Annotated in this window: 9 protein-coding genes; 5 read left to right on the top strand and 4 right to left on the bottom strand. The window is 63.2% G+C overall.

Annotated elements, in window-relative coordinates:
- Window positions 1-93 precede the first annotated feature (93 nt).
- The gene (gene purL, locus KUV41_RS06395; protein ID WP_222485041.1) at window positions 94-4,011 is read right to left on the bottom strand and encodes a phosphoribosylformylglycinamidine synthase; all 3,918 of its coding nucleotides are present in this window, start codon (window positions 4,009-4,011) and stop codon (window positions 94-96) included.
- Window positions 4,012-4,167: 156 nt separating this feature from the next.
- On the opposite strand from purL, the gene mltF reads away from it, so the two are divergent.
- From mltF to KUV41_RS06380, 3 genes are all read left to right on the top strand, one after another.
- Window positions 4,168-5,625 (top strand): membrane-bound lytic murein transglycosylase MltF, encoded by a 1,458-nt coding sequence (gene mltF / locus KUV41_RS06390; protein WP_222485039.1) that lies wholly within the window; start codon window positions 4,168-4,170, stop codon window positions 5,623-5,625.
- 13 nt (window positions 5,626-5,638) lie between these two features.
- Window positions 5,639-7,600 (top strand): sensor domain-containing diguanylate cyclase, encoded by a 1,962-nt coding sequence (locus KUV41_RS06385; RefSeq protein ID WP_222485037.1) that lies wholly within the window; start codon window positions 5,639-5,641, stop codon window positions 7,598-7,600.
- A 215-nt stretch (window positions 7,601-7,815) separates the two neighbouring features.
- On the top strand, window positions 7,816-9,834 hold the full coding sequence (locus tag KUV41_RS06380; RefSeq protein WP_222485035.1) for a sensor domain-containing diguanylate cyclase: 2,019 nt from the start codon (window positions 7,816-7,818) through the stop codon (window positions 9,832-9,834).
- Window positions 9,835-9,873: 39 nt separating this feature from the next.
- Here KUV41_RS06380 and tadA read toward each other — a convergent pair whose 3' ends face one another.
- Complete coding sequence (gene tadA / locus KUV41_RS06375) at window positions 9,874-10,362, bottom strand: tRNA adenosine(34) deaminase TadA (RefSeq protein WP_222485033.1); 489 nt, start codon at window positions 10,360-10,362, stop codon at window positions 9,874-9,876.
- A 125-nt stretch (window positions 10,363-10,487) separates the two neighbouring features.
- Here tadA and KUV41_RS06370 point away from each other — a divergent pair, with 125 nt between their 5' ends.
- Window positions 10,488-11,300: an acyl-CoA thioesterase gene (locus tag KUV41_RS06370; RefSeq protein WP_206940067.1), complete on the top strand. Its 813-nt coding sequence runs from the start codon at window positions 10,488-10,490 to the stop codon at window positions 11,298-11,300.
- Window positions 11,301-11,395: 95 nt separating this feature from the next.
- Here KUV41_RS06370 and KUV41_RS06365 read toward each other — a convergent pair whose 3' ends face one another.
- Complete coding sequence (locus KUV41_RS06365; RefSeq protein ID WP_206940069.1) at window positions 11,396-12,142, bottom strand: TerC family protein; 747 nt, start codon at window positions 12,140-12,142, stop codon at window positions 11,396-11,398.
- Window positions 12,143-12,468: 326 nt separating this feature from the next.
- A complete protein-coding gene (locus KUV41_RS06360; protein ID WP_206940071.1) occupies window positions 12,469-12,675 on the bottom strand; it encodes a hypothetical protein in 207 nt (68 codons plus the stop codon).
- A gap of 219 nt (window positions 12,676-12,894) precedes the next feature.
- Here KUV41_RS06360 and KUV41_RS06355 point away from each other — a divergent pair, with 219 nt between their 5' ends.
- Window positions 12,895-13,632, top strand: a complete 738-nt coding sequence (locus tag KUV41_RS06355; RefSeq protein WP_206940074.1) for a Crp/Fnr family transcriptional regulator — start codon at window positions 12,895-12,897, stop codon at window positions 13,630-13,632.
- Window positions 13,633-13,758 lie beyond the last annotated feature (126 nt).

The following is a 13,758-nucleotide window of genomic DNA, read 5'->3' as shown; positions in this document are numbered from 1 at the left end:
ACAACGCCGCCCGAAGGCGGCGCTATCTCAGGGTCTATCACCGGGGCTATCTCAGTGGCTATCAGACACGCTCAGTCCTGAGAGGGACCTGGTTCAGCCCAGCCACACCCGCGCATTGCGGAACAGCCGCAGCCAGGCGCCGTCCTGGGACCACTCTGACGGACGCCAGGAGTTGGTCACGGCGCGTACCACCCGCTCGGGGTGCGGCATCATGATGGTGACGCGGCCATCCGGTGTCGTCAGTCCGGTGATGCCGGATGGCGACCCATTCGGGTTGGCCGGGTAGCGCGTTGTGCACTGGCCGTAGTTGTCGGTATAGCGCAATGCCACCTGCCCCGAGCCCTGCATGCTGCGCAGGTGGGCGCTATCGCGGAACTCGGCACGCCCCTCACCATGGGCCACGGCGATAGGCAGTCGCGATCCTTCCATCCCGGCCAGCAGGATCGACGGTGTCTTTTCTACCTGAACCATGGCCACACGGGCCTCGAACTGCTCCGACTCATTGCGCACGAAGCGCGGCCAGCTCTCGGCACCGGGAATCAGTTCCTTGAGCTGCGACAGCATCTGACAGCCATTGCAGACGCCCAGCGAGAAGCTGTCCTCACGGGCAAAGAAGGCGGCAAACTGCTCGCGAGCGCGCTCGTTGAACAGCACCGACTTGGCCCAGCCACCGCCCGCGCCGAGTACGTCGCCGTAGGAGAAGCCACCGCAGGCGGCCAGCCCCTTGAACTCGTCCAGACCCACGCGCCCTTCCAGCAGGTCGCTCATGTGCACATCGACGGCCTCGAAACCGGCCTTGTCGAAGGCCCAGGCCATCTCCAGATGCCCGTTCACGCCCTGCTCACGCAGGATGGCCGCACGGGGGCGCGCCAGATTGACGAAGGGCGCCGTGATGTCCTCGTCCACGTCAAAGGTCGGCGTGGCGCTCAGCCCGGGATCACGGGTATCCAGCAGGTTGTCGAACTCGTTCTTGGCGCACTCGGGGTTATCACGCAGCGCCTGCAGACGATAGCTGGTCTCGGACCAGGTACGCTGAGTCAGCTGGCGCGTGGTCTCGAGCAGCGGCTCCTCGAACAGCGTCACGCGGATCTGGTCGTCGTAGCGAGGACGGGCGATGACGCCGCAGGTTTCGATCCCCGCCGCAGCGAACTGCGCCAGCACCTCTTCGGTGTGTTCGCGGCTCACCTGGATGACAGCGCCCAGCTCTTCACTGAACAGCGCATTGACCGCCTCGGAGGCTTCATCGATCAACCAGTCCAGCTTGATCTCGAGACCGGCGCGGCTGGCAAAGGCCATTTCCAGCAGGGTGACGATCAGGCCACCGTCGCTGCGATCATGGTAGGCCAACAGGCGGCCATCGGCGTTGAGCCCCTGGATCACGCTGAAGAACGCCTTGAGGTCCTCGGCATCGTCCAGGTCAGGACAATCGTTGCCAACCTGGCCATAGACCTGAGCCAGTGCAGAGCCACCGAGACGGTTGAGGCCGGCGCCCAGGTCGATCAGCAGCAGGTCGCTCTCGTCCTGATCCAGGCGAATCTGCGGCGTCAGCGTCTTCATCGCGTCGGTCACCGGGGCAAACCCGGTGATCGCCAGGGTCAGCGGCGAGGTGACGGCCTTCTGCTCGCCATCCTGCTCCCAGGCCGTGCGCATGGACATCGAATCCTTGCCGACCGGTACCGCAATACCCAACGCCGGGCACAGCTCCATGCCTACGGCGTGCACGGCGTCGAACAATGCCTGGTTCTCACCGACGTGATCAGCAGCACTCATCCAGTTGGCGGACATCTTGATATCGCCCAGCTTGGCGATGGGGGCCGCCGCCAGGTTGGTGATGGACTCGGCTACCGCCAGTCGCGCGCTGGCCGCAGGGTTGATCAAGGCCACCGGCGAACGCTCGCCCATGGCCATGGCTTCACCGGCATGGGTATCAAAGCTGGCGGTGGTCACGGCCACATCGGCCACCGGCACCTGCCACGGACCCACCATCTGGTCGCGCGCCACCTGTCCGGTGATGGAGCGATCGCCGATCGTGATCAGGAAGCTCTTGGACGCCACTGTCGGCAGTCGCAGCACTCGGTCCAGAGCCTCGCGCAGATCCAGGTTATCGAGCATGACGCCCGGTAGCTCGAGGCTATTGCGCTCGAATTCCCGCTGCATTTTCGGCGGTTTGCCGAACAGCACGCTCATGGGCAGATCAACCGGGCGCGTATCGAAGTGGCCATCCACCACGGCCAGATGATGCTCGGCAGTCGCTTCACCGACCACCGCGTAGGGGCAGCGTTCGCGCTTGCACAGGGCGTCGAAGGTCTCGAGATCTTCGGGGGCCACCGCCAGCACGTAGCGCTCCTGGGCCTCGTTGCACCAGATTTCCAGCGGGCTCATGCCCGGCTCGGCGTTGGGCACTTCGCGCAGGCTGAACAGTCCACCACGGTCGCCATCCTTGACCAGCTCCGGCAAGGCATTGGACAGTCCACCGGCGCCCACGTCGTGAATGAAGCAGATGGGGTTGTCTTGACCCAGGGCCCAACAGCGGTCGATGACCTCCTGGGCACGTCGCTCGATTTCGGGGTTGTCGCGCTGGACCGAAGCGAAGTCGAGATCAAAGCTGGATGAGCCCGAGGCCATGGAAGAGGCCGCGCCGCCGCCCAGTCCGATCAGCATGGCCGGACCGCCCATCACGATCAGCTTGCCGCCCACCGGGATCTCGCCCTTGGCAACGTGTTCATCACGGATGTTGCCGTAACCGCCAGCGATCATGATCGGCTTGTGGTAGCCACGACGCTCGATACCGCCGGCGCCCAGGGCGTCCTGCTCGTAGGTACGGAAGTAGCCCGTAAGGTTGGGACGCCCAAATTCGTTGTTGAAGGCGGCGCCACCGATGGGGCCCTCAAGCATGATGTCCAGCGCGGTGACGATCCGCTCGGGCTTGCCGTAGTCGAAGGCTTCCCAGGGCTGCACGAACTCGGGAATGCGCAGGTTGGACACGGTAAAGCCGGTCAGGCCCGCCTTGGGCTTGCCGCCGATACCGGTGGCACCTTCATCGCGAATCTCGCCGCCAGCACCGGTAGCGGCGCCCGGATGCGGGGCGATGGCGGTGGGGTGGTTATGAGTCTCGACCTTGGTCAGGATGTGGATTGGCTCCACCTTGCCGCCATAGCTGGCACGCTCTCCGTCCTTGCCGGTCAGCGGCGTGGGATAGAAACGTCGCGCCTCGCTGCCCTGGATGACGGCAGCATTGTCGCTGTAGGCGGACAAGATCCCCTCAGGCGAGGCCTGATAGGTGTTCTTGATCATCTTGAACAGCGAGTGGCTCTGGGCTTCACCGTCGATCAGCCAGTCGGCGTTGAAGATCTTGTGACGGCAGTGCTCTGAGTTGGCCTGGGCGAACATCATCAGCTCGACGTCGCTGGGGTTACGCCCCAACTCGACAAAGGCGTCGACCAGATAGTCGATCTCGTCCTCGGCCAGGGCCAGGCCGAGCTCGCGATTGGCGGTTACCAGCGCGCTGCGGCCGCCTTCAAGAACGTCGACCTGGCCGAGCGGAGCCGGCTCGTGGTGGGCGAACAGGGTCGCCGCGTCGGCGCTATCATGCAGCACGGTTTCGGTCATGCGATCGTGCAGGCCAGCGACGATGGCATCAAAGTGTGCTTGCTTGAGCTCACCGCGGACGCTCAAGCGGTAGCGAACACCGCGCTCCAGACGTTTGATCTGGGTCAAGCCACAGTTACGAGCAATGTCGGTGGCCTTGGACGACCACGGGGACTGGGTGCCAACCCGCGGCACCACCAACAGCGTCAGGCCTTCCACGTCGGATTCCTGTTGCGCCGGACCGTAGTCGAGCAACCGTGACAGCAGGGCCTGCTCGTCAGCGTTGAGCTCCTCCCCCACATCGGCAAAGTGCACGTACTCGGCGTGCAGTGCCTCGATCTCGGGGACGGATGCACGCAGTTGAGCCAGCAGCTTGGCGTGACGGAAGTTGGACAGGGCGGGCGCTCCGCGCAGTTCGAGCATATCCAGGAGCCTCTGAAGGTCAGCGATAAAAGAAGGGGCCGCGGCGGGCGAGACGGCATATGATACTGGAAACCGGCGGGTGCGAGAAATCGTCGCGGATGACAGTTTCGCAGGGGCTGGGTAAGGTGGGCGCTCCACGGCCAGCGATGTCTTAAGATGAAGGACGGTTTACGTCACGCGCGACACCTGCGCACCCTTGTCACCATCGGCCTGGGCCTGGTTCTCGCATGCTGGCCCAGACCGCCCGTGCCCCCCTCCGACGTCACGCTGCAGCGAGTGCTGGAGCGCGACTTCATCACGGTGCACACCCGCAACACCCCCTTCACTTACTACGAGGGACGCCAAGGGCCCACAGGGTTCGAGTACGAGTTGATGCGGCTTTTCGCCGATCGCCTCGGGGTCAGCCTGAACCTCAGCGATGATCACCACGTGCAAAGCGTCCTCGACGCGGTGCGTGATCAGGGAGACCTGGGCGCCGCCGCGCTGCCGCTGGACCCGCTGGCACCGGGGCTGATGTTCTCGCGTCCGATTCTGTCGATGCAGCCCATGGTCGTCTACCGGCGTGACCTGCCACCGCCAGACGAGCTTGATGATCTGCTCGAACTGAACATCGGCATCGCCAAGGGCACCGGTATCAGTCGCGTCATGCACGAGCTGCAGCAGCGTCGTCCACAGCTCAGCTGGAAGGAGGCGGAGGACCTGGAAATCGCCGCCCTGCTGCGCCGAGTCGAAGATGGCGACCTGGACGCTGCGGTGGTCTATGCCCACCAGTTCCGGCTCAACCGCCTGTTCTTCCCTGAGGTGGAAGATGGCTTCGATGTCGGCCAGCCGGTCACCATGGCCTGGGCCTTTGCCTCCCTGGACGGTCTGGCCCTGGTCGAACAGGCCAACGCCTTTCTAGAGGATTTGCAGGACAGCGGTGAGCTGGACCTTCTTGTCAGCCGCTACTTCGGCCACGATGACTATCTCGAGTATGTCGGTGCCCGGGTCTTCATCCACCACGTCAACCAGCGCCTGCCCCGCTACGATGAACTGTTCAAGCAGGCGGCAAGAGAGCAGCACTTTGACTGGAAGCTGCTGGCCGCTGTGGGGTATCAGGAGTCCCATTGGGACCCGGAAGCGACGTCACCCACCGGCGTCCGCGGCCTGATGATGTTGACCAATGCCACCGCCGAGGAAGTCGGCGTGGCCAATCGCCTGGACGCGGCCCAAAGCATCGAGGGAGGCGCCCGCTACTTGCGCAGCATCGAGGAACGTCTGCCTGACTCGATACGCGGCGACGACAGACTCTACATGGCCCTGGCGGCCTACAACGTCGGCCTCGGGCACCTCTACGACGCCCGTGATATTGCCCGGATGCGGGGTGGCAACCCGGACCACTGGCGAGATGTACGCGACGCGTTACCACTGCTGCAGGAAAGCCAATGGCACAGCAAGACCCGCCATGGCTACGCCCGGGGTGGCGAACCGGTGATCTATGTGCAGAATATCCGCCGCTATCTTGAGATCCTCGATTACGTCGACCGCAGCCAACAGCAATTTCACAAGCTGAATGCGCGCTTGCCGGACCAGGCGGATTCCGAGATCTTTGAACTCGTTCCGCCGATGCCATAGGACACCCCTGCCAATGTCGCGAATCGCCCTGGTCCTCACCCTGCTGGTTGCTGTGCTGGCAGCGACGGGCCTGATCATCAAGCCAGTGATGATCCACGACCAGAGCTACATCGCCAGTTGGTCGCTATTGCTCGCGGTGAGCCTGGGGCAAGCCGCCTGGTACTGGCGGGGGGTGCGTCTGTCTGCTGTCTGTCTGGCGCCGGTGCTCGCCGTGCTGCTGTTGGGCCTGGCCAGCTACCTGCTGCCCGAGGGACTGATTCCTTACGCCACGCTCGAGCACTGGGCCGCGCGCCTGCCCGGCGTCAGCGGTATCGACAGCCTGCGTCCTCCGTTGATCGAGCTGTTCGTTCTGCTGGCGCTGGCCGGAGGAGTGCTCGGACGCACACGTGCCAGCCTCGCCACGCCGCTGCTCCAGTCACTGTCACTGCTGTTGCTGATCACCGAGCTGTGGCTTGTGCTCAACGGCCACACCGACTCCCCGCAGAATCTTGCGGGCACCCCCGCCAGCATGGCGCTGATGACGCTGCTTCTTGGCGCCCAGTTCAGCGGCGTCGTCGCCGGCTGGCGCCATACCCGTCCCAGCATTCTGCGCAGTCTGTTACCGTCCCTGGCACTGGTCTTGGTGACCATACTGGTGTGGCACCAGCAACGGCTGTACGAAGATCGCCGCCTGCAGGCCCAGATGCAGGAAGAGACGGATCGACTGTCGGAGCAACTGAGCAACGAGGTGACGGCTCACCTTGAAGCGGTACGTCGCTTTGCCAGTTTCTGGAGCCTGCTCGACGTGCAACCTACCGCGACACAATGGCAGCGCCAGGCAGAACGTTACCATCGCGATTTTGCCTACTTCCTCAACATTGCCTACGTCGAACCCGACGGCACGATTCGCTACGTCTACCCCCGGGACGACGCCAATCTCGCCATCGTCGGGATCAATGCGCTGGACGTTAACCGCCCCTATATCGACGCCTTATCACGGGCGCTGCGCGAGGGCGAGGAGGGGCACACCGGCGTCGTGCCCTTGCTGCAAGGAATGCCGGGCATGATCTACTATCTTCCCATCATCAGTGACCGCACCCAGCAGGTCACCGGGGCAGCCGCCATGGTGCTCAGCCTGCCGGTGCTGGCCGATCAGCTGTACGCCGCAACGCGCCTGAACCGCGAGCATAACCACATGCGCCTGGCCGTTGCCGATAATGTGATCCGCGACTGGCCCACAGCAGAGACACCCGGCCCCTGGACCCACGACAGCGTCATCGCCTTGGGACGTCACGAACTGGTGGTGTCACTCAGCGCCTCCTCGGCGTACCTGCTGGCCCAGCAGTCACGCCAGCCGGCCGCCAGTCTCAGCATTGGCTTGTTGCTGGCCTACTTGCTGTACATGGTGGTCTTCGGCCACCACCGCATGTCCGCGCAGCACACCAGCATGTTCCGCTCCAACGAGGAATTGCGTCGTGAAGTGCGCCACCGAACCCAGCTTCAGCGAGAGGTGGAATGGCTCGCCGGCCACGATGAGTTGACCCTGTTGCCGAACCGACGCTTATTTCTCACCACCCTGCAGCGTGAACGACAGCAGCGTCCCTTGGCGGTCCTGCTGTGTGATATCGACCACTTCAAGAGCATCAACGACCAGCTGGGCCATCAGGCCGGTGATGAGGCCCTGCGCCGCTTCGCCAGAGTCGGGGCCCTGGCGATACCGGCAGATGCCGTGCTGGCACGCTACGGAGGTGAGGAGTTCGTGGTTCTACTGGTCGGGGATGATGCCGACAACGCCCTGGAAATCGCCGAGACCCTGCGCCAGGCGGTGATGCATAGCGGCATAGAGCATGCCGATGGTCGCCCCATGACGGTCAGCGTTGGCGTCGCGACCCACGACGACCAGACTCTGGTTCCCGAAGATCTGCTGCATCGCGCCGACGTCGCGCTCTATCGTGCCAAGCGCAATGGGCGCAATCGCATAGAGACCGACGCCTGACGTCCCGTTGATCGCGGCCTATGAAGACGACTGGCTTGACGAGGATCAAGCCGCCGCCGGTTAAACGGGGAACATTGAGACACAAGGATATTAGGTTGCTTACCATTGGCGCATGACCGCTGAAATTTGCCGATATAAGCACATTTGCCAATGCGGGAAAGATCAGCAAGCCGCGCTGACAAGCAGCATCTGACATGTCTTCCCGGAGCCACATCATGCATCCCCTGCGGATTCCGCTGACGTTCGCCGCTCTGGCGCTGTCTGCAGCAGGACTGTGGGCAACGCTGGTAGTGTCAGACACGGCCTTCGGCGCCTCATCGACCGGCACCGCCCTTTGCCTGGCGCTGTTGATCGGCCTGGGCCAACTCGCCTGGTATCACCAGCGACTATGGCTCAGCCAATGCCTGCTGGTGCCCCCTCTGGTGATAATGCTGGTGGTGCTGGCGAGCTACCTGCTGCCCGTGCCGTGGCTATCCGCTCCCCTCCTCGACCAACCATTGGCGCTCACCAGCTCGCCGCCACGTTGGGGCTTTAGCCCACCCAGCCTGCTGGATACCCTGCTGCTGACCTGTTTGAGCCTCAGTCTGCTGCTGCGCACGCGGGCAAGTCTCGGTACGCCGCTCATGCATGCCCTGGCCGCGTTGGTCTGGGCGATGCTGGCCTACCTGCAATGGTGGCCTGGGACGATGATCCCCCTCGCGCCCATGGCCGGACCATGGTTCCTGGCCGTCGCTGCGCTGCTGCTGGTCACCCAGTTTCTCACCGTCGTCACCGGATGGCGCCACACCCTACCCAGCATTATGCGTGGCCTAGGACCCGCCTTTCTGATCGCCAGCGCCGCCATGGGGGTGTGGTATCTGCAGGAAAGCGAGGCCAATCACCAACTGATGGACAGGGCCCAGCGCGAGTCGGATCGCCTTGCCCAGCAGATCACCTCTCGGATCAATGAGAAACTGCTGGCCGTGCGTCGCCTGCGCCTGGATTGGGAACTCGACGGAGCGCTGCCGGACCCACTGCGCTGGCAGGCGCAGACCCAAGCCTTTCTCGCTGACTTCCCCAACCTGGCCTTCATCGCCTTGGCAGGCCCTGAGGGCAGGTTGAGACGGTTTCAGTCCGCACGTCACACCGGCCTGGATCGCGACGCCGCCCGCCATGTCGGCCTGCTGATGCCAGACGCGCAAGACACCGCAACATCCCCCCGTGAGAGCGCCTCTTCCGTGCTGACATTGCCGGACGGGGCACGCGGCATTATCAGCTTCCTGCCGGTCAGATCGTCCGCCAGCCACCAGCGAATGGGCACGATCTGGCTGGCCTTCGATCTGGACCGGCTGACCACCAAAGCCATGCCTGCCAAGGCGCGCGACGGCCGTGTCTGGCAGGCCACACTGTGGGCGGGCAAGCGTCCGGTGTGGCGTCTTCCCGGCCCCGATATAGAGGGCCCCTGGTCGGTCAGCAGCGACATGACACTGTTGACGCACCCCCTACGCCTGGAGGTTCGCCCCAGCCACGCCCTGCTCAGCCAACTCAAGCTGCACTACCCGGCCGCCTCACTGTGCGCCGGTTTCATTGTGGCCTGGCTGCTGTATCAGCTGCTCTACAGCCGTCACCAGCAGCGTCAACAGCACCACCAGATCGCCGACACCAACATTGAGCTACGTCGCGAGATGCGTCGCCGTTCGCGACTGCAGAAAAACATCGAATGGCTGGCAGACCATGACGACCTGACAGGACTGTTGAATCGCCGCAAGTTTCTGGCGAGCTTGCCGAAAAGCGCCTCACAGCAGCCGCTGAGCTTACTGCTGTGCGACCTGGATCACTTCAAGAGCATCAACGACCAGCAAGGCCACCAGGCGGGTGATCGGGCGCTCAAGCGATTCGCCGAGACCGTTCGTAGACGACTGCCCGAGGGCGGACTCGCCGCCCGCTACGGGGGGGAAGAGTTCGTCATCTACCTTCCTCAGGGCAACGCTGCGAAGGCCAGAGAGTGGGCCGAGTCGCTGCGTGAAGCGGTTCAATCCAGCGGCATACAGCATGTCGGTGGCCGCCCTCTGACCGTATGCATTGGCCTGATCACGCAGGCCCAAGGCCGCGTTGCGCCCAAGGATCTGTTGCACCAAGCGGATCTGGCGCTCTATCGGGCTAAGCGAAGGGGGCGCAACCGAGTGGAGGAAGCCTCAGCGGCCCCCGAGGGAGCTGTCGATAGCACAGACCTTCACGCTGAGCCCGGTGGCTGACGCCAGCCGCTGACGGACTTGAGTTACCTGCCACCTGTCTCAGTTAGCGTCCTGCCCCTTGCGCTGTTCAGCCGCAGCGCGGCGCTCCACGAAAAATGCCTTCAACAGTCGAGAGGCGCGACTGGCCAGGACACCGCCTTGCACCTCCACCCGGTGAAAGTGCCAAGGCTGGGCCAACAGATTTGCCTTGGACTCGACCATTCCCGAGCGTGGTTCACTGGCGCCATACACCAGGCGGCGAATGCGCGCGTGAATGATCGCGCCGCTGCACATCATGCAGGGTTCCAGCGTGACGTACAGCGTGCACCCTTCCAGACGATAATTGGACAACGTGACGCCTGCGTCTCTCAGCGCCTGGACCTCGGCATGGGCGCTCGGATCATGACGGGAAACGGGGGAGTTGAATCCTCGGCCGACGATGTTTCCCTCGGCATCCACCACGATCGCCCCCACCGGCACTTCTCCCGCGCGCCCCGCCTGCTCGGCCAGCTCAAGCGCTCGGTGCATATAGAATTCATCACTGCGCAAGATGGGTCTCTCCCGTAAACTGGTCAACAAGCACATTACTGATTTCTGATCGCCGCGGCGAAGAACACCTTGTCGCAGCGGTCATCGACAGGCCGGTTTCATGCCGGCTCATGGAGGATACGCGAATGTCCGACGCCTTGAAGGGCCTGGTTGACCTGCTGGGCCTGGAAATGCTGGAGGAGAACCTGTTCAGGGGCCGTAGCCAGGATCTGGGACTGCCTCAGCTGTTTGGTGGACAGGTGCTTGGGCAAGCCCTGTCCGCGGCTACTCAGACGGTCGATCCTGAGCGCCAAGTGCACTCGTTGCACGGTTACTTCCTGCGCCCGGGTGACGCATCCATGCCAGTGGTCTACCAGGTCGATCGCGTGCGCGACGGCGGCAGCTTCACCACTCGTCGCATCACCGCTATTCAGAAAGGCCGTCCCATTTTCTTCTGCAGTGCGTCCTTCCACGGCCGTGAAGACGGCTTCAGCCACCAGGCCAGCATGCCCAGCCTCGATATCAGCGAACCGGACGCCAGCGATGCGATACTAAGGTTCCCCGGTCATCCCATCGAGTTTCGCCACGTCGAGGACAGCGCTGAGCCGGGACAGCCTGCGCGCAAGCGACTGTGGTTCCGCCTGCGTGGCGAGCTTCCCGATGACGCCGCCCTTCACCGCTACCTGCTGGCGTACAGCTCGGACTTCAATCTGCTGACTACGTCGCTGGTTCCACACGGTATTCGCTTTGGCGATCCTTCACTGCAGATCGCCAGTCTCGATCACTCGCTCTGGTTCCATCAGGACGTCGTCGTCAACGATTGGCTATTGTACGACATGGACAGCCCTTGGGCAGGAGGAGCGCGAGGCCTCGCCCGCGGCAGCATCTACAACCGCAAGGGCGAGCTGGTGGCCTCCAGTGCCCAGGAAGGTCTGACACGGCTGCGCCAGGGGTCCTAGCGCCCACTCAGCACGAACAGCAAGGCGCTTGCTGTTCGTGCGAGCCAGCGGCGGCTGAGCATGTCGACGCCTGTACCCGGCCTCTCGCTGCGGGGTCAGCCGTCGGAAGGAACGTCCTTCTGGTCTGACCGCTGGTTCCTTGCGCGGATCTTGAGATTGAGCATCTCGACGGTGACCGAGAAGGCCATGGCGAAGTAAATGTAGCCTTTCGGAATATGGAAGCCGAGTCCCTCGGCCACCAACATGACGCCGATCAGAATGAGAAAGCTCAGTGCCAGCATCTTGATCGTCGGGTGACGATCAACAAACTCCCCTATGCCTTTGGCGGCCACCATCATCACACCCACGGCCGCCACTATCGCAATGACCATGACCGGAACATGGTCGACCATGCCCACTGCGGTGATGACGGAGTCCAGCGAAAACACAATGTCGATCACGGCAATCTGCGCCAGCACTGCCACCATGCTGGACGCCGCGGCCTTGGTCGCGGAGGTGTCGCCGGCGCCTTCCACCGCCGCATGAATCTCGTGAGTGCTCTTTGCCAGCAGGAACAGGCCACCCAGCAACAGCACCAGATCACGCCCCGATATCTCCACGTCCAGTATCGTGAACAGTGGTGCCGTCAAGCTCATCACCCAAGCCAGCGATAGCAAAAGCGCAATGCGTGCCCCCATCGCCAGTCCCAGCCCCAGCATCCTGGCGCGCTGGCGCTGATGCTCCGGCAGGCGTCCCACCAGTATCGAAATGAAGATGATATTGTCGATGCCGAGCACGATTTCTAGCGCCGTCAACGTGCCCAGCGCAATCCATGCCTCGGGTGATGCCACCCAGTCGAACATGCCTTCCCTCCCGCCAGAACAGAGCCCAATGCGAAGGCAAGACGCCTTCCCGAGCACTATCAGCCACCTTCCGATTCAGCACAAGATGGTGAAGAAAAGAAGCCTAGGGAAGGAGAATGAGGGAACGAGGATGAGGGAATCAGAGCAAAGGAATGAGGGTGTGGGAGTGAGTGAAGAAAGATAGTGCGCGCTGGATCCTGGCCAACGAAGCCTCTCTAAAGACATCGCCACCTCGCCGGCACTGGCCGACGAGGGAGACCTATCGCTTGGATGCACGGGCGTGCCGCAACGGCACGCCAGGGCTTCGCCCCAACCTCAAAAGAGCATTACGTGAGGCGATCAAGGATGGTGCACGAGCACTCATGCTCGCCTACGTCGTCGATCAGCACGCGATAGCGGGGTAAGGGATCCTGGTGGTCGTCCGGGCTAAGGCCTGATGTATCGATGATGTCTGCCGTATTGCCGGACACGAGCTGGTCATCTGCGACCATCACGAGCTCGCGACGGATCCGCAGGGTGTCGCCGATATGCATGATGCTTTCCTTTCGGTGGAGAGTGGGAGGAAGCTCCCTCGCCCACGGGATGCTCGACACCGTCGTGCAAGGCAGTGTCGAGCGCAGACCGGGTGATGCTGAGGGAATCCCTACGACAGCTCGTCCATCCTGCGCCCACGACTACCGCCCCGACATAACCTGGGTTAACGTAACCGCAGGATTCATCTGCGTCACGATCACACCTCAAGGAGCCTTGCCGTGCCGTCCAAGGACAGCTGCATCGTCAGACACTTCCGTCATTACCGCAGCTTGAGCGAGCATGACCAACAGTTGGTGGAAGCGCTGGAAAAGTCCCCGCTGGATGTGACCGCGGGCTCGCAACTCTGGGAAGAGAGAGATCCCGCCAACGACTTCCTGACGCTGAGCGAAGGCTGGGCCTACTCCTATCGGCAGCTGGAAGATGGATCGCGCCAGATTCTCGAGGTTTACCTTCCCGGGGACGTGATCGGGCTAAGGGAGTACGCCTTTCATCAGCGCCTGACCGGCGTGCGCATGATCGAGGATGGAGTGGTCTGCCGCTTTCCCCACGACCGACTCGACGACATCTTTCGCCAGTCACCCAATCTGACCGCCATCCTGTTCGCCATGGCCAGCCGACAGCAGGTGCTGCTGACGGAACGCCTGGTCAACCTGTCGCGCCGCAGCGCTCGTCAGAAGCTCGCCCACTTCATCATGGAAATGTATGAACGCCTGGCCAAGACCGCAGGACGACAACAGGACCATGCACTGCGCCTGCCCCTGTCGCAGGAAATGCTGGCCGATGTGCTGGGCTTGAGCCCGGTACATGTCAGCCGCACCTTTACTGCTCTGGACGAGGAAGGCCTTATCCATCGCAGCAGACATCGCCTGCTGCTGCCGGATCCGGCCGCCCTGGCTGACGCCGGACAGTTCGACAAGCGCTACCTGGCCGACAGCCTGTTCGCCGCGCATCGTTGACGCAGGTCGCTGACCGCGGTGGGGCCTGATCATCAGCGCCCCCTCGCTGCGGCTATCTTGTGCTGCCCTGCTTTCCCCTGCTTTCCCCTGTTTGCCCCTACCTGTCCGCCCACGCCTTCAGCTCGT

The organism is Halomonas sp. DP8Y7-1 (assembly GCF_019801685.1).
Classification (GTDB): Bacteria; Pseudomonadota; Gammaproteobacteria; order Pseudomonadales; family Halomonadaceae; genus Halomonas; species Halomonas litopenaei_A.
Note: the sequence above shows the minus strand (reverse complement) of the source record. Positions and strands in the feature narration are given on the sequence as shown.